The sequence below is a fragment of the Pseudomonas sp. QD4 genome, assembly GCF_049199125.1.
Classification (GTDB): domain Bacteria; phylum Pseudomonadota; class Gammaproteobacteria; order Pseudomonadales; family Pseudomonadaceae; genus Aquipseudomonas.
Genome location: NZ_JBLZOM010000003.1, coordinates 73,473 through 89,380, shown reverse-complemented (window position 1 = coordinate 89,380; position 15,908 = coordinate 73,473). Strand labels below are relative to the sequence as shown.

Here is a 15,908-nt window from a genome sequence, read left to right as displayed (position 1 = left end):
TTTGAAGCCGGCGACTGTCGGTTGGACAGGCAGGAAACGGCCCCTTTGATAAAGGGGCCGATCGAGGATGCTTAGCAAGAATGCAGCCAGATTCAGACTGACTAGTTTTTACGCGAGGAGCCTTGCATGGCCAGTTTGATCAGCGGCACCAGGGTGGTGCCCAGGCGGACTATCCGGGTCAGGCTGCTGACGCTGCCGCCCTTGGCCCCCTTGCCGGTGAAAAACCCCAGCAGGGTCACCGCAGCCACGCCCCATAACGGCGCGTGCTTGATACCAAAACCGGCTTGCCAGCTTTGACCCAGCCCGCGCATGCGCTGCAAGGGCTGGAGCAATTGCTGGGATTCGTGGCGGATTTCCTGGCGATGCATTTCCATGCGCAAGCGAATCAGCGCCTTGCGCATTTCCCGGCGGGAGCTGTTTTGCGGAATCTCGGGCAGGTTCATGGCAGCAGGCGCTCCCGGTCGTTGGCGAGTTCTTCGAGGGTGCCGTGGAAGGGCGAGGACTCATCGAAGATCGCGGCTCTCAGGCGCATGGCGCAGAACAGCGCGGCCAGGCTGTAGAACACGCACAGTCCGATGATGCCGGCCAGGCGGTAGGTGTCCCAGAGCAAAATCAGCACCAGCGCCGACAGCCCTACCAGCAACAGCAAGGCGAACACCAGGGCCAGCCCGGCAAACAGCAACAGGCTTACGGTGCGCGATTTCTGCTCTTGCAGCTCGATGCCGAACAGCTCGACGTGGCTGTGCAACAAACCCAGGAAAGCAGCGCCCAGGCGCCGCGATGAGGAGCTGGCGCCCGCTGCGGGCGAGTCGGAATCACCGATAGCCATATCAGCGCCGTGTCGCCAGCAAGCCAATCAAAAAGCCCACGCCTGCCGCAATGCCGACCGACTGCCAGGGGTTGGACTGGACATAGTCTTCAGTGGCAGTGACCGCCGCCTTGCCGCGTTCGCGCAGGGAGTCTTCAGTCAGTTGCAGGGTTTCGCGGGCGCGCAACAGGCTGTCGTGGATCTGCCCGCGCAACTCGTCGGCCTGGTCGCCGGCCAGGGTCGCGGTGTGTTCCAGCAGACGTTCCGTGTCACTGACCAGTGCCTGAAAATCCGCCATCAGTATTTCTTGAGCAGTCTTTGCCGTTTTGCTGGCCATGGTTATCTCCGTAGTGGCTTGTGAGTGTTTCGAGTATGAGCCTTGGCTGAAGGTTCAGTGCAAATCTCTGGTACAGCTTTTGCTTTGTCGTGGTGCGCAATCTCGGGCGATTGCGCTGAAAACGCGCACCCGCACCCGCAAGGCGCGTCAAACCTTAGCCTAAAAAACCAAAAATCGAACCTTTGATCCCCGAGCACGATTTGCCTCGACACCGGCTCTGCGCCAAAACGGTTCGCCAATGACCCCGCCAAGGGGTGGTTGGTGCCAACTTGGTGCAAGTAGCCTGGTCCACAGCATCAGGGGTCTATTGCTGATATCAGGTCTGCCAACCCCATGGAAAATTTGCAAAGCGCTGTGGACAGTCTGGTCCATGCTTCCAACTCGCTGTTTATCCTGATTGGCGCGGTCATGGTCCTGGCCATGCACGCCGGCTTTGCGTTCCTTGAAGTCGGCACCGTGCGCCAGAAGAATCAGGTCAATGCCCTGTCGAAGATCCTCAGTGACTTCGCGATCTCGACCCTGGCCTATTTCTTTATAGGCTATTGGATCTCCTACGGCGTCAGCTTCCTGCAGCCGGCGGCGGTGCTCAGTGCCGATCACGGCTACGGGCTGGTGAAGTTCTTCTTTCTGCTGACGTTTGCCGCGGCGATCCCGGCGATTATTTCCGGTGGCATCGCCGAGCGGGCGCGCTTTGTGCCGCAACTGTGTGCGACGGCGCTGATCGTGGCGTTTATCTATCCGTTTTTCGAAGGCATGGTCTGGAATGGCAATTTCGGCCTGCAAGCCTGGTTGCAAGCGCGCTTTGGCGCCGGCTTCCACGACTTTGCCGGCTCGGTGGTGGTGCACGCCATGGGCGGCTGGCTGGCGCTGGCGGCGGTGCTGTTGCTGGGCCCGCGCAATGGCCGCTATCGCGACGGCAAGCTGGTGGCGTTTGCGCCTTCGAGCATTCCGTTCCTGGCCCTGGGATCGTGGATTCTGATTGTCGGCTGGTTCGGCTTTAACGTGATGAGCGCCCAGACCCTGCAAGGCGTGAGTGGCCTGGTGGCGGTCAACTCGCTGATGGCGATGGTCGGCGGCACCGTGGCGGCGTTGATTGTCGGGCGCAATGACCCGGGCTTTTTGCACAACGGCCCATTGGCCGGGCTGGTGGCGATCTGTGCCGGATCCGACCTGATGCACCCGGTGGGGGCGCTGGTCACCGGGGCCATTGCCGGCGCCTTGTTTGTCTGGTGCTTTATCGCCGCGCAGAGCCGATGGAAGATCGACGATGTGCTGGGCGTCTGGCCATTGCACGGTTTGTGTGGCGTGTGGGGCGGCATCGCCTGCGGGATCTTCGGCCAGAGCGCCCTGGGTGGCCTGGGCGGGGTCAGCCTGGCCAGCCAGTTGATCGGCACCACCCTCGGGGTGATGGTGGCGCTGCTCGGCGGCTTTGCCGTGTACGGCACGATCAAGGCTTGCCACGGCCTGCGTCTGAGCCAGGAAGAGGAGTATTACGGCGCCGACCTGTCGCTGCACAAGATCGGCGCGGTCAGTCAGGACTGACCGCGGTCGTTCCACGGCGCGAGCTAAAGGCCGCTGAGCAGGCGTGCTTCGCAGGCTTCGATCGCCCCCAGGGGGCCGCACAGCACCAAGGTATCGCCGGGCTGCAGACGGGTCGCGGTGTCGGCCGAGAGTTCCTTGCTGTTGCGTTGGATGCACTGCACCTGGGCCCCCAGTTGTTCCAGGCCCAGGGCGCTCAAGGGCAGGTAGCAGGCGTGAGCGTCGGGCCCCAGGTTGACCGCATGCTTGAGCACCCGGGGCTGGCCATTGTTGTCCATGAGGTTGCTTTGCGCCCCGTGGTAGAAACCGTGAAGCAACTGGTAGCGGTCGCGGCGAACATCGTCGACCTTGGCCTGCACCTGCTGTTCGGGCACGCCGAGCATGATCAGGGCATGGGAGGCGAGCATCAGGCTCGACTCCAGCAGTTCGGGCACCACTTCGCTGGCGCCGGCGGCCTTGAGTTCGGCCAGTTGGCTGTCATCTCGGGTGCGCACCAGGATCGGCACCTGGCGATTCAGGCGCCGGGCTTCCTTGAGCACCAGCAGGGCGATATCGGTTTTATCCACCGCAATCACCACCAGCCGGGCGCGCTCCAGGCCGACCGCGGTGAGCAGGTCGCCGCGTCGTGAGTCGCCGTAATGCACGCAGCTTTCACCCGCCGCCGCTTCCTGGACCCGCACCGGGTCGTCATCCAGGGCAATGAAGTGCTGCTGCTCGCGGCGCAGAAAGCGCCCGATCGACTGGCCCACGCGGCCATAACCGCAAATCACCACGTGTCCTTGCAGCTCGGCGGTGAGGGCGCTGATTTCTTCGAGCCGGGCTTCCTGGTTCGGCTTGCGGTGCAAGCGTGCGGCAATCGCCGGCGCCGCCCGCAACAGCAGGGGCGTGAGCAACATCGAGCAGAACGTCGCGGCCAGCAGCAGGCCGCTGATCTCGGCGGGCATCAACTGGCCTTGTTGCATCTGCGCCATCAGGGCAAAGCAGAACTCGCCGCCCTGGGCCAGGGCCAGGCCGCTGCGCCAGGCGGTTTCGCCATCGCTGCCCCGCAGCTTGAGCAGGATCGCCACCACCGTCCCTTTGATCAGCAGCAACGCCAGGGTCAGGCCGAGAATCAGCAGCCCGTGGCTGGCGAACAATTGCAGGTCAATCAACATGCCGATACTGACGAAAAACAGGCCCAGCAGGATGTCGCGAAACGGCCGGATGTCGGCCTCGATCTGGTGCCGGTAATGGCTTTCACCCAGCAACATCCCGGCCAGAAACGCGCCCAGGGCCGGGGACAGGCCAAGCAGGTGGGTCAGCCAGGCGGTCAGCAGCACGATCACCAGCGCCAGCAGCACAAACAGCTCGGCGGAATGGGAAGCAGCAACCTCGTGAAACAGCCGGGGCAGCAACCAGCGGCTGGCCAGCAGCAGGCCGACAAACAGCACCACGGTCTTGCCCAGGGTGCTCGGCAAGGCCCAGTACCAGGCCTGCTCGCTGTGGCCGGCGAACACCGGGACCAGGGTCAGTAGCAACACCGCAACCACGTCCTGAAACAGCAGCACGCCGATGGCGTTCTGGCCGTGGCTGCTGAAGATTTCCCCCAGGCTGGTCAGTTCCTTGCTGACAATTGCCGTCGATGACAGGGCCAGGCCGGTACCGAGCATCAGTGCCGCGCCCAGAGGCATGCCGAAGATCGCCAGCAGGCTGCCCAGCAATACGCCGCAGCACAGCACCTGCAAGCTCCCCAGGCCGAACACCACGTGGCGCAGGGCGAGCATTTTCGAGAGGGAGAATTCCAGCCCCAGGGAAAACAGCAGAAACACCACCCCCAATTCGGCCAGGTCCGGCAGGTCTTCGCTGTCATTCACCCAATCGAATGCCGTAGGCCCCACCAGCAGGCCGACGCACAGGTAGCCCAGTACCGGCGGCAGGCGCAGGCGCCGGAACAGGGCTATCACCACCAGCGACGAGGCGAGAATGATCAACAGATTGGCAAACACAGGTATCTCCGGACAGGGGGCGCACGTGGGGGTACAGCCTAGAGGCAAAAAAGCCGCGAGGGTCGCGCAATCGCCCTGGGCGTGAGCTGATATAGGTCATGTTTTGCCCGGAATGTCCGAATGCGTGGTCCGGCAGCCGGATTCGAGGGGCCGTCGAGGCGTGGGTTTCGGCTGTAATGCGCCCCGGGCCTGGGTCGACGAGCATTGGCGACAGGCTTAGAATAACGCCCCTGTTCCTTTTTTTGGTCTGTGCGTCATGCCTCCTGAATGCCAGTTGTTCGGCACCCTTGGTTGCCACCTGTGTGAGCTTGCCGAAACAGAATTGATGCCGCTGGTCGAGCATGGATTGCTGGTCGAACTGGTGGACATCGCCGACAGCGAGGCCTTGTTCGAGGCTTATGGCTTGCGCATTCCGGTACTGCGCCGGGTAGACACCGGTGCCGAACTGGACTGGCCCTTCGAAGCCGAACAGGTCGTGGCCTTCCTGCGCTGAGGGCAACGCGCCCTGGCTCCCCGCCTGTCGCACGCCTGCTAATCCGTTGGCAACAACCCGATAATTCGTTTACTGTATGTGCGTACAGTATTTGGGGTGCCCTGCCATGTCCTTGACCATTCTTGCCCGTGCCGAGCGCTTGCAGCACTTGCTGCCCGAGCCCGGAGAGTCGCGAGCTGATTCCAGCGTTGTCGCGGATGAACAGGCGCTGCTGAACGGGTTTTCCCTGGACCGTACCGTAGGCCTGGGCGCCCCGCAGATCCGTGCAGTGCTGGTCGATGACGACAGCTTGCTCGGGTTTGGCATTTACCCCGGTGACCGCTTGATTGTCGATCGCTCGGCGACCCCGGTCGCGGAACACTATGTCGTGGTCCATCTCGATGGGGAAAGTCGCTTCAGCCTGCGCCTGCTGGCGCCCGATCCCAGGGGCGGCCTGCTGCTCAAGGCTGCGCGCCCGTCGATACCGTCGGTAGCGGTGAATGATCAGGAGTCGCTGCAGATCTGGGGTGTGGTGCTGTGGGTGGTCAGCTATGTGGGCCGTGGATGATCTTGCCATGCAGAGGGTGCAGGCAGGGGACGAATGAAGAAGGGAAGGGATAGATGATGGTCAATGTCGAACAACTGAAAAGCAGTGTGAACCGCATGTCGGCCGATGTGGTGCATGAGGCGGTGCTCGAACTGCGCCTGGATGGCCTGGTCACCGAAGGCAAGACACCGTTCAACAAGTTGCATTTCAATACCTGCTTCGCCGAAATCGAAGCCTTGTTTCAGCGGGCCGGTTACCACCGCCAGTTGGATGTGGTGGGCTACCAGGGCCTGCTTTATGCGCTCTACGATCCAGGGCGTTGGGAGGCGGTGGATGTGCTGCGCTGGCTCAAGGAGTTCACCGATGCAGCGGCGCAAGCCAAGGTCGGGCACGCTTGATTCGCTTGCGCAAACTCTCCTAGGCGCCTCGCAGCCCTTGCCGGATAATGCGCCTTTGCATTAACGGCTCGAGCTTTTCGTATGTCTTCCACACCTTTCAATGCCGCGCAGCACCAGGCCAGCACCTTGTACCTGCCTCCAGGTTCCTGGTCGACAGTGCTCGATTGCCTCTGTGATCACTTCAGCACCATCAGCCGCGAGCAGTGGCTCGACCGCATTGCTCGCGGACGGGTGCTTGACGGGCAGGGGCAGCCTGTCGGCATTGACCTGGTGTACCGCGAAGGCTTGCGAATTCATTATTTTCGAGAAGTGCCGGGCGAAAAGGTGATACCGGTGCAGGAGTCGATTCTGTTTGCCGACGAGCATCTGGTCGTGGCTGATAAACCGCATTTTCTGCCGGTCACGCCGGCAGGCGAGTATGTCGAGCAGACGCTACTGCGACGATTGATTCGGCGTCTGGACAACCCCCACCTGGTGCCCTTGCACCGTATCGATCGGCATACCGCAGGGCTGGTGCTGTTCTCCGCCAATCCCCATAGCCGTTCGGCCTATCAATCGTTGTTTCCCACGCGGCAGATTGAAAAACGCTACGAGGCCATTGCCCGGGCGTTGCCGCAACATGACTTTCCACTGGTGCACAAGAGTCGGCTGGTAGAGGGCGAGCCGTTCTTCCGCATGCAGGAAGGCGCCGGCGTCAGTAATACCGAAACGGCGGTGGAGGTGCGTGAAAAAAACGGTGAGCTCTGGCGCTACGGTCTGTACCCGGTGACGGGCAAGAAGCACCAGCTGCGGGTGCACATGAGTGCCTTGGGGGCGGGGATCTGCAATGACCCGTTCTATCCACAGGTGCTCAAGGACGCGCAGGACGACTATGCCCAGCCGCTCAAGTTACTGGCCCAGGGCCTGCGTTTTCTCGACCCGTTGACGGGGCAGGAGCGCGAGTTCGAAAGTCGCATCCGCCTGGACTGGTAACGGGGCATGGCGCTGGATTTCAGTGCCCTGCATAGAATAAAGCCCGCGCAAGGCGGGCTTTATGTCAGTCGGGCGCAAGCTGGTGGGCTTACAGCTCTTTGACAGTACGAACCTGATCTTTGTTGATGCGGGTTTGCTTGCCGTCCAGTTGTTCGAATTCGTAGAAGCCCGAATCCTTGTCGAACTTAGGTGAGTCGACGGCCTGGATTTCGCGACCGTCATTCAAGGTGATCACTGTAGGCGAGGCGCAACCGGCAAGAGTGGCGATACCCAGTGCGAGCATGAGCGTGGCGAGAGTCCGTTGAGTCATTGCATGTCTCCGAAATTGAATACTTTGAGTACTGATGTTCAGACGTATACAGCGTCAGCAAGTTCCTTACTAGCGTCATTCTGCCACTCTGTTGTGCTGGTGTAACAGCTCAGGCGTGTTCAGGTTAGCCAGCCGTGCATCATTTTCCGGGCATTGCAGTGCCACACACCTCAGGTCCCGCATGACTTTGCCGGGGCTGCGCTGACCTTCCAGCCAGGCCCGCTCCACGTCCGGTAGCAGTGATGTCGGGATGACACACAACAGGGGCTCCCAGTGCCCGCCCTGGCGCAGCATCAGCGGTTTGCCTGGGTGGGCACTGGCGGTTTGCAGCATCTGCAACAGCAGTTCGGTATCGACCTGCGGCACATCGCAGGGCAGCACCAGCAACCGCTCATGGCGCGCAGCCTTGAGCCCGGCGCGAATCCCCGCCAGCGGCCCGGGAAAGTCCTGGCTTTCGTCGTGCACCAACTGATCGGCATAGCTGGCGTACAGCTCCAGGTTGCGGTTGCAGGAGATGATCAGGTCGTCGCTCAAGCCACGGGTCAGGCGTTGCAAGTGGGCGATCAGCGGCTCCCCGCGCCATTCGATCAAGCCTTTGTCCTGGCCACCCATGCGTTGCCCTCGTCCGCCAGCCAGGAGCAGGATCGAACAGGGCGGTGTGGGCAGACACAAGGTCATGGCGAGTCTCCGTAGCGGCAGTCAAAGAGAGCGCTGTGATATAACACCGGGCTGTTTCTCCTACAACTGGATCGAGCCTATGAAAGCCAAGGCTGATGTGCCTTTCGCAGCGCTGAACATTGCCGTGCTGACGGTCAGTGATACTCGCACCCTGGAGACCGATACCTCCGGTCAAGTCTTCGTCGATCGCCTGAGCGCAGCCGGGCATAACCTCGCCGCACGGGTTCTGCTTAAAGACGACCTCTACAAGATTCGCGCGCAGGTGGCGACCTGGATTGCCGATGACGTGGTGCAGGTGGTGCTGATCACCGGCGGTACGGGCTTTACCGGTCGCGACAGCACGCCCGAAGCGGTCAGTTGCCTGCTGGACAAGCAGGTCGATGGTTTCGGGGAGCTGTTCCGGCAGATCTCGGTGGCCGATATCGGCACTTCCACTGTGCAGTCCCGGGCTCTGGCCGGGCTGGCCAACGGTACGCTGGTCTGCTGCCTGCCGGGATCGACCAATGCCGTGCGCACCGGCTGGGACGGGATCCTCGCCGAGCAGTTGGACTCGCGCCATCGGCCGTGCAACTTCGTTCCCCATTTGAAGCAGGCCGCACCCTGTGAATCCCGTGGGTAAGCCTGGCAAGACCGGCACCTTGCTGCCGGTGGAAGAAGCCCTGGCACAGTTGCTGGCGATGGCGGAAGCGGCGCCGATTCTTGAGCGTGAACGCTTGCCCCTGGCCCAGACCCAGGGGCGAGTGTTGGCCGATGACCTGGTTTCCACCCTGGACCTGCCGCCATGGCCCAACAGTGCGATGGACGGCTATGCCTTGCGTCTTGCGGATTGGCACGGCGAGCCGCTGCCGGTCAGCCAGCGGATCTTCGCCGGGCAAGCGCCCGAGCCGCTGAAGGCGGGCACCTGTGCGCGCATTTTCACTGGTGCGCCGGTGCCGGCAGGGGCCGATTGTGTAGAAATGCAGGAAAACGCCCAGGTCCAGGCGGATGAGCGAGTGCTGTTCAGCGAGCCGATGAGCCCCTGGCAGAACATTCGCCCCCAGGGCCAGGAAACCACCGTAGGCGAGACAGTGCTGGTGGCCGGCACACGCCTGGGGCCTATCGAGCAAGGGCTGGCCGCTTCCCTGGGTTGCGCCGAGCTAGAGGTGGTGCGCCCTGTGCGCGTGGCGGTGTTGTCTACCGGTGACGAGTTGGTTGAGCCGGGCCAGGCCTTGGGACCGGGGCAGATCTATAACAGTAATCGGGTCCTGCTCTGCAGTTGGCTGCAACGCCTGGGGTGTGAGGTGGTAGACGCCGGGATTCTTCCCGATGACCTGCCGACCACGCGCCAGCGCCTGGCCGAGCTGTCCGATGTCGACCTGATTTTATCCACCGGCGGAGTCTCGGTGGGCGAAGCGGATTTCCTCGGCATCGCCTTGCGCGAGGAAGGTGAACTGGCGTTGTGGAAGTTGGCGATAAAGCCTGGCAAACCGCTGACCTTCGGACATTTTCGCGGGGTGCCGGTCATTGGTCTGCCGGGTAACCCGGCGTCGACCCTGGTGACCTTTGCCTTGCTGGCCCGGCCTTATCTGTTGCGCCGGCAGGGTGTACGCGACGTACTGCCATTGCAGTTTCAGGTACCTGCGGGTTTTGTCTGGGCCAAGCCCGGTAACCGGCGTGAGTACCTGCGTGGGCGGATGGAGCAAGGTCGGGCGGTGATTTACCGCAACCAGAGCTCCGGTGTGTTGCGCAGCGCTGCCTGGGCCGAAGGGCTGGTCGAGGTGCTCGAGGGGCGCACACTGGTCGAAGGGGATTGGGTCAACTTCATTCCCTTGAGTGAAGTGCTCGGTTGAAGTGGCAGCAGACATGCCCGACCGGATCATGGTCGGGCGTGTGTCGGCAAGGCCTGGCGGCTAGCGCAGCAGGAGCAATAGCAGCAAGCCGAAGCGGCTGTTGATGCCCCAGCTCAGCAGCCCCGTCAGCAGGGCCACGGCCAGGCCGGCCCAGGCGAGCCTTTTCAGCAGGCGCAGGCATTTTCCCTCGCCGGCCTTGAGTTCGACGGTCGATTGCACGACCCCGCCAGCCACCTGCACAGGCTTGGGTGCCAACCACAGGTTATGGCCGGGTCGGCGATTGAGGCCGGAGTTCGAACCCTCGAAAAGTTGCTTGTCGTTCATGATATTCACGTCCCTGTAACAGGCGCCGTTCGCCTGACCTGAACCTTCTTCGATTACCGGGATGGGGTCAATTCAGGCAATTCCCAATCTGTTGTAAGAAAAGTAAAGAGAGTCCGTACGAAAGTTGGAGCCTCGCTCAGAGAATCCGGCTGACCGGATCAGGCCGGCCCTTTTTCTCCAGGGGTGCGTCCATAGGCATCGGTGAAACGCACGATGTCATCCTCCCCCAGGTACTCGCCGCTTTGCACTTCGATCATCACCAGTTCGTCAGCCTCCGGGTTGACCAGGCGGTGCGGGCGGCCCGGTTTGATAAAGGTCGATTCGTTGGTTTTCAGCACGAACGCCTGGTCGCCATTGGTGACCTGGGCCGTGCCGCTGACCACTATCCAGTGCTCGCTACGGTGATGGTGCAGTTGCAGCGAGAGTGAGGCGCGGGGCTGCACCACGATGCGCTTGATCTTGAACCCCGGGCCTTCTTCCAGAACCGTGTAGGTGCCCCAGGGACGGCTGACGGTGCGGTGCAGGCGATAGGCATCATGGCCTTGGCGCTTCAGGGCCTGGGCGATGACCCCGACGTCCTGGCTGCGTGCCCCATCGGCGATCAGCAGGGCATCCGGGGTGTCGATAATGATCAGGTTGTCCAGGCCAATCGCACCTACCAGGCGGCGCGGGGCGTCGATGTAGCAGTTGCTGACGTCCAGCAACACGCTTTCCCCCTGGCATTGGTTACCGTGGGCGTCGACCGGGCGCAGTTCGCGCACCGCCTGCCATGAGCCGATATCGCTCCAGCCCAGTTGGCAGGGCACCACCGCCACCTTGTGCGAGCGCTCCATGAGGGCGTAGTCGATGGAAATATCCGGTACGCAGGCGAAGCTGTCCGCGTCGAGTTCCAGGTGCAGTTCGCCAGGGCCCTGGCGGCTGTGGCTTCGCGCCAGGCACTCTTGCACGCTGGTCAGCACCTCGGGCGCATGCTCGCGCAATTGCTCCAGCAGGGTGTCGACGCGCATGCAGAACATGCCGCCATTCCACAGGTGGCGACCGCTGTCGACATAGGCCTGGGCGGTCATTGCGTCGGGTTTTTCGACAAATCGCGCGACCTGAAAGCTCGCATCATCCAATGCCGCGCCTTTTTCGATGTAACCGAAGCCGGTTTCCGCGCGCTGAGGAACCAGGCCGAAGGTCACCAGCCAGCCCTGTTCGGCGAGTGTCCGAGCGTGGCCTACCGCGGTGGCGAAGGCGTCCAGCTCGGTGATCAGGTGATCGGCCGGCAGCACCAGCAACTGGGCGTCCTCGCCGTAGTGGCGGCGCACGTGCAGGGCGGCGGCGGCGATTGCTGGCGCGGTGTTGCGCCCGAAAGGCTCGAGGATGAAGTCCAGCTCCAGCTTGCGGCGGTTCAGGGGGCGGTAGTCATCAAGGGTGTTAAACAGCACTTCCCGCCGGGTTACCGTCAGCAGCCGGCCGACGTCATCCAACCCGCTCGCGCGAGCGAAGGTTTTTTGCAGCAGGCTTTCGCCATCGGGCAGACGCATGAAGGGTTTGGGCAGGGCCTCCCGAGAAACAGGCCACAACCGGGTCCCGGCGCCGCCAGCGATGATGCAAGGAATGAGAGTGCTCACTCAGAAGGCCTCAGGTGTCAGGTGCGCGGCCAGGGCTGCGCCGAGTAAAAGCGAAATGGTTTGTGACGGCATGCGCGCACGAAACCTGGGCTGTCGACCTACGCTGGGTAATGGCGAACCGCCCTGTTACGAGTGAGTGCGCTGTTTTTCCACAGGAATCGACGAAGGTGATGAATTAAATGGCCAACCACGGGTTTTTTTCCTCGTCCGGTGGTCAACATCCAGCAGCAACCTTCGACTGACAGGAGTGACGACGGATGAGCGAGCGCAAAGCGCTGTTGATTTTACACGGTAAGCAAGCCCTCAACGAACAAGTACGCAACGCCGTCGAACGCAAGCGTGAGCAGGGCTGGGAGCTGGCCGTACGTCTGACCTGGGAGGCGGGCGATGCCCAGCGCCTGGTGAGTGAAGCCCTGGCCGCAGGTTATCCACAGCTGATTGCCGGCGGCGGCGATGGCACCTTGCGCGATATCGCCGAGGCCATGGCCGGGCATGCCGGCGAGGCCAGCCTGGTTCTGTTGCCTTTGGGCACGGCCAATGATTTCGCGCGTGCGGCGGGCGTTCCTCTGGAGCCGGAAGCCGCGCTGGACCTGCTTGATGTCGCGCCCCAGGCGATCGATCTGGGGGAAGTCGGCGGCCAGGTGTTCCTGAACATGGCCACCGGCGGGTTTGGCAGCCAGGTGACCGCCAATACGTCCGAAGATTTGAAGAAAGTCCTGGGCGGTGCGGCCTATCTGTTTACCGGTCTCTCCCGTTTCAGCGAGCTGCATGCGGCCTACGGCGAGTTGCAGGGGCCGGATTTCCACTGGCGCGGCGAGTTGCTGGCGCTGGGGATCGGCAACGGTCGTCAGGCGGGTGGGGGGCATGTGCTGTGCCCGAATGCGCTGGCCGACGACGGGCTGCTGGATATCAGCATCCTGCCGGCGCCGCAGGAGTTGGTCGGGACCTTGAAGGATCTGTTGGCCGGGGGCTTTGGCCTGGACAACATGTTTGTCCGGGCGCGCTTGCCGTGGGTCGAGATCAAGGTCAGCGAAGGCCTGGACATCAACCTCGACGGCGAGCCGCTGAAGGGCGACAGCCTGCGCTTCTGCGCCCGGCCTGGGGCGCTACGCGTGCATTTGCCGGTGGGCTCACCCTTGCTCGGCCAGCGCCCGGCGCACTAGTCGTCGAGGCTGATGATCTGTTCGCGCACGGCAAACAGCACCAGGCCTGCGACGTCGTAGATCTGCAGGCGCTTCATGATCTGCGAGCGGTGGGTTTCCACGGTCTTGATGCTCAGACCCAGGCCCTGGGCGATTTCCCGGGTCGACTTGCCGCGGACGATCAGGCGCAGGATTTCCAGCTGGCGCGCAGTCAGGTTGTGGGTATCGGCCTGTTCCGGCTGCTGCTTCTGGACTCGGGTGAGGGCCTGGTTGATTACTGTGTGGGCGATGGCCGGGCTCAGGTAGCGCTCGTTGTTGCGCAGGGCTTCAAGGGCGTGCTCGAGTTCGGTGGCGGTGGTGTCCTTGAGCAGGTAGCCATGGGCGCCGGATTCCAGCGCTTGCATGATCAGGGCCGGGTCGGTGTGCATCGACAGGATCAGCACCTTGCTCAGCGGACGTACCGCCTTGAGCCGCTGCAAGGCTTCGAGGCCACCGGTGTCTTTCATGGAAATATCCAGCAGCACGATATCCGGCAGCAGCTGTTCAACCAGCTCCAGCAGTTGGCCGCCGTCGCTGGCCTCGCCGACCACTGCGTAGCCGGGTATGTCCATGACCAGGGCTCGCACGCCGGCCCGGATAAGCGAGTGGTCATCCACCAGAAGTAAATTACAGGTCAATGTAAAACCTTATTCTTGCTGGCCCGTTCGAGTGCCCGGGGAGCCCAGGGGAAGAGTGCTTCAATCTGTGTTCCCTGCTCGGACTGGCTGGTGATTTTCAAGGTGCCGCCCAGTTGTGCGATGCGCTCGGACATGCCGGCCATGCCCCGTTGCCCCTGGGCACCCGGGTTGGCCGCCGGGGCAAAACCCCGGCCATCGTCGCTGATCAGCAATGACAACCCCTGCGGCAGGCGCTGCAGGCGCACCAGCAGGTTTTGCGCCTGGGCATGACGCAGGATATTGGTGACGGCTTCCTGGGTAACCCGAAAGGCTGCCACGGCCATTTCCTCGGGGATCCCGGTCAAGTGCTGCTGGCATTCCAGGCTCCAGTGCACCGGGGTGTTTTCCAGGGTCTTGAGCAGGTGCGCGCGCAGGCTGGCTTCCAGTCCCAGGCTGTTGAGTTGTCGGGGGTTGAGAATAGCCGAGACGTCGCGCACCTTGGCCAGGGTCTCATCCAGCGTGGCGCCCAGGGTCGCGCAGTGACTGTGCAGGTCGTCGGGCAGGCGCCGCTTGAGCCATTCGTTTTGCAGCTTGGCTGCGGTCAGCAGTTGCCCGATATCGTCATGCAGTTCGCGGCTGAGGCGATGGCGTTCGTTTTCCTGGACTTCCAACAGGCGGTCGGCCAACTCCTGGGGCTGGAACTCGATCGACTTGCGGGTATAGCCGTACTGGATCCAGGTACAGGCCAGCGCCGCCATATTCAACACCAGCAGGGCCGTCGGCAGGGTACTGGCCAGGCAGTAAATAACCAGGTTGGCGACGGCTGCGCATGAGCACAGCAACAGGCTCAGCCACAGCAGGTTTTTATGAGGACGCGACCAGGTGATAAAGGACTTGAGGCTGGCGTGCATAGCATATGAAGCCAATAAATGTTCAGTACGGGGAGCCCGGTCACAACGTGTGACGGGACCCGGTTTGAAAAGCGGTGCTGTTTGAAAGGGCAAGGTTAAAAATCAGCACGCTCCATAAGTCGCGAGCCAGCCTTTTGCAGGTTCTGAATGAAGGCAATTTGCCATTATTTAATGCATCTAATGGATCGCATAATACCACTTCGAATACCGTTGGTCGCGTTTCCAAATAGACGACTTATATGTCTGGGAAGTCAGGTTTATTGGGTTTGGGACGGGTGTTCCATTTGTGTCTTATGCTTGTAATCAGTAAATATCTATTTGATTTTATTAGGGTTTTATTGGGTGTTAGAGCGCCAAACTTGCAGTCCCGATAATGGGCCTTAGTTGGCGGTGCTAATACTTGAGTATGTCGCTGAGGGATATGAAGTATTCAATGGCGACATCACGCTCAAAACGCTCAGCGGTCTGTTCGGGCAGGCCCGAAGTCGAAATGACTGGCAGCGTTTTCAGTTGTTTCGCTTGGAGATAGAGAGCGTTTGGTAGGGCGTGCCTGAGGAAATTCGCCGGGGAGGGTGCTGATCAAGCTGCGTGGCAAGGGCATCGAGCAGCAGGCTTTGTTCGCTGTCATCCATGTTCAGTTGGCCGCTGGTGGGGTCGACCAGTTCCAGTTGCCAGGCCATCAGTGTCAGGCAGTCCTTGAGTGCGAGCAGGACCTGTTGCCCCAGGTCCATAGAGTTTCGGGAGGGGTCCAGTACCTCATGGACGCACCGGGCAAAATCACTGAGAGGCTCTACATCTCTGGCGTGGGTGATGTTCGCAAGCTTGAGCAGGGAGTCGCGCAGGCACTGGATGGCTTCTTCATCGTTGCTGATCAGGTGCAGGTGATTCAGGCAATCTTCGGACTTGGCCAGCAGCTTCTCGGCTTCGGCAAGGAATTCCGACAGCGGCTGATACCCCTTATAGCCTTCCTTCAGCATGCGGATCTCCACGACGGGGTGCCAGGTAATGGAAGGGTTAGGCCGGCCAGGGATTTGAGGATGCCTATGAGGCCGAACGTGCTGCGCGCCGGTGCGACTGATGGGGCGGCGAGGGTAGGCAGGGAGTGGCCGAATCTGCAAAGGCAGGCACCGTCAGCGCCGCTGACAAGCAAGAGCTCGCGCGCTGGAAGATCAAGGACGGTGGGGCTTGAGAGGGTTCCAAGCTGTGTTCCTGCGGTCGCACACAAAAGCCTGACTCCATTCATGCAATGAGAATGGCGTCACATTAATGGCTATTGGATACTGCGAATATCAGGTTGGTCCTGATTGTTCCTAGGGGATTCCCCTAGACGCAGGAACTTTGCCGGCGCTTTGTGGTCGGCGCCAGTAATGTCGTGTTCGTGTGA

At 61.8% G+C, this 15,908-nt stretch carries 19 protein-coding genes; 8 read left to right on the top strand and 11 right to left on the bottom strand.

What is annotated here, in order from left to right:
* Positions 1 to 101: 101 nt before the first annotated feature.
* From ACOZJV_RS20620 to ACOZJV_RS20610, 3 genes are read right to left on the bottom strand one after another with little or no spacing between them, the layout of a single operon-like run.
* A complete protein-coding gene (locus ACOZJV_RS20620; RefSeq protein ID WP_421548371.1) occupies positions 102 to 443 on the bottom strand; it encodes a hypothetical protein in 342 nt (113 codons plus the stop codon).
* Complete coding sequence (locus ACOZJV_RS20615) at positions 440 to 829, bottom strand: phage holin family protein (protein WP_020299715.1); 390 nt, start codon at positions 827 to 829, stop codon at positions 440 to 442. Before ACOZJV_RS20615 ends, ACOZJV_RS20620 begins: the two co-directional genes overlap by 4 nt.
* A 1-nt stretch (position 830) precedes the next feature.
* Complete coding sequence (locus ACOZJV_RS20610) at positions 831 to 1,145, bottom strand: DUF883 family protein (RefSeq protein ID WP_020299716.1); 315 nt, start codon at positions 1,143 to 1,145, stop codon at positions 831 to 833.
* A gap of 333 nt (positions 1,146 to 1,478) precedes the next feature.
* On the opposite strand from ACOZJV_RS20610, the gene ACOZJV_RS20605 reads away from it, so the two are divergent.
* Positions 1,479 to 2,687, top strand: coding sequence for an ammonium transporter (locus ACOZJV_RS20605; RefSeq protein WP_201131881.1), 1,209 nt, complete (start codon positions 1,479 to 1,481; stop codon positions 2,685 to 2,687).
* 23 nt (positions 2,688 to 2,710) lie between these two features.
* Here ACOZJV_RS20605 and ACOZJV_RS20600 read toward each other — a convergent pair whose 3' ends face one another.
* Positions 2,711 to 4,669, bottom strand: a complete 1,959-nt coding sequence (locus ACOZJV_RS20600; protein ID WP_421548370.1) for a monovalent cation:proton antiporter-2 (CPA2) family protein — start codon at positions 4,667 to 4,669, stop codon at positions 2,711 to 2,713.
* Positions 4,670 to 4,925: 256 nt separating this feature from the next.
* Between ACOZJV_RS20600 and ACOZJV_RS20595 the strand changes: the two genes are divergently transcribed.
* The 4 genes from ACOZJV_RS20595 (at position 4,926) to ACOZJV_RS20580 (ending at position 7,058) form a co-directional block, all read left to right on the top strand.
* Positions 4,926 to 5,162 carry a glutaredoxin family protein gene (locus tag ACOZJV_RS20595; protein WP_421548369.1) on the top strand — a complete coding sequence of 79 codons (237 nt, stop codon included), beginning with the start codon at positions 4,926 to 4,928 and terminating at the stop codon, positions 5,160 to 5,162.
* Between the two features lie 106 nt (positions 5,163 to 5,268).
* Positions 5,269 to 5,709, top strand: a complete 441-nt coding sequence (locus ACOZJV_RS20590; protein ID WP_078470642.1) for a S24 family peptidase — start codon at positions 5,269 to 5,271, stop codon at positions 5,707 to 5,709.
* A 56-nt stretch (positions 5,710 to 5,765) separates the two neighbouring features.
* Positions 5,766 to 6,086 carry a hypothetical protein gene (locus ACOZJV_RS20585; RefSeq protein WP_043230518.1) on the top strand — a complete coding sequence of 107 codons (321 nt, stop codon included), beginning with the start codon at positions 5,766 to 5,768 and terminating at the stop codon, positions 6,084 to 6,086.
* 81 nt (positions 6,087 to 6,167) lie between these two features.
* A complete protein-coding gene (locus ACOZJV_RS20580) occupies positions 6,168 to 7,058 on the top strand; it encodes a pseudouridine synthase (protein WP_421548368.1) in 891 nt (296 codons plus the stop codon).
* Between the two features lie 88 nt (positions 7,059 to 7,146).
* Here ACOZJV_RS20580 and ACOZJV_RS20575 read toward each other — a convergent pair whose 3' ends face one another.
* A complete protein-coding gene (locus ACOZJV_RS20575) occupies positions 7,147 to 7,368 on the bottom strand; it encodes a YgdI/YgdR family lipoprotein (RefSeq protein WP_043230450.1) in 222 nt (73 codons plus the stop codon).
* Between the two features lie 75 nt (positions 7,369 to 7,443).
* Positions 7,444 to 8,046, bottom strand: a complete 603-nt coding sequence (gene mobA, locus ACOZJV_RS20570; RefSeq protein ID WP_421548367.1) for a molybdenum cofactor guanylyltransferase MobA — start codon at positions 8,044 to 8,046, stop codon at positions 7,444 to 7,446.
* Between the two features lie 79 nt (positions 8,047 to 8,125).
* Between mobA and moaB the strand changes: the two genes are divergently transcribed.
* Together moaB and glp are read left to right on the top strand one after the other, a co-directional pair.
* The gene (moaB, locus tag ACOZJV_RS20565) at positions 8,126 to 8,665 is read left to right on the top strand and encodes a molybdenum cofactor biosynthesis protein B (protein ID WP_020299725.1); all 540 of its coding nucleotides are present in this window, start codon (positions 8,126 to 8,128) and stop codon (positions 8,663 to 8,665) included.
* Positions 8,649 to 9,875, top strand: coding sequence for a gephyrin-like molybdotransferase Glp (gene glp / locus ACOZJV_RS20560; RefSeq protein ID WP_421548366.1), 1,227 nt, complete (start codon positions 8,649 to 8,651; stop codon positions 9,873 to 9,875). Before moaB ends, glp begins: the two co-directional genes overlap by 17 nt.
* Before the next feature lie 60 nt (positions 9,876 to 9,935).
* Here glp and ACOZJV_RS20555 read toward each other — a convergent pair whose 3' ends face one another.
* Positions 9,936 to 10,199 carry a hypothetical protein gene (locus ACOZJV_RS20555; protein ID WP_078470638.1) on the bottom strand — a complete coding sequence of 88 codons (264 nt, stop codon included), beginning with the start codon at positions 10,197 to 10,199 and terminating at the stop codon, positions 9,936 to 9,938.
* Between the two features lie 158 nt (positions 10,200 to 10,357).
* Positions 10,358 to 11,815 (bottom strand): mannose-1-phosphate guanylyltransferase/mannose-6-phosphate isomerase, encoded by a 1,458-nt coding sequence (locus ACOZJV_RS20550; RefSeq protein ID WP_421548365.1) that lies wholly within the window; start codon positions 11,813 to 11,815, stop codon positions 10,358 to 10,360.
* A 257-nt stretch (positions 11,816 to 12,072) separates the two neighbouring features.
* Between ACOZJV_RS20550 and yegS the strand changes: the two genes are divergently transcribed.
* Positions 12,073 to 12,978, top strand: coding sequence for a lipid kinase YegS (yegS, locus tag ACOZJV_RS20545; protein ID WP_078470636.1), 906 nt, complete (start codon positions 12,073 to 12,075; stop codon positions 12,976 to 12,978).
* Here the strand turns inward: yegS and ACOZJV_RS20540 are convergent.
* The 3 genes from ACOZJV_RS20540 to ACOZJV_RS20530 form a co-directional block, all read right to left on the bottom strand.
* Positions 12,975 to 13,634, bottom strand: coding sequence for a response regulator (locus ACOZJV_RS20540; protein WP_078470635.1), 660 nt, complete (start codon positions 13,632 to 13,634; stop codon positions 12,975 to 12,977). The two genes, yegS and ACOZJV_RS20540, sit on opposite strands and share 4 nt — an antisense overlap.
* A complete protein-coding gene (locus ACOZJV_RS20535; RefSeq protein ID WP_421548585.1) occupies positions 13,631 to 14,524 on the bottom strand; it encodes a sensor histidine kinase in 894 nt (297 codons plus the stop codon). Before ACOZJV_RS20535 ends, ACOZJV_RS20540 begins: the two co-directional genes overlap by 4 nt.
* A gap of 506 nt (positions 14,525 to 15,030) precedes the next feature.
* On the bottom strand, positions 15,031 to 15,501 hold the full coding sequence (locus ACOZJV_RS20530; protein WP_421548364.1) for a hypothetical protein: 471 nt from the start codon (positions 15,499 to 15,501) through the stop codon (positions 15,031 to 15,033).
* Positions 15,502 to 15,908 lie beyond the last annotated feature (407 nt).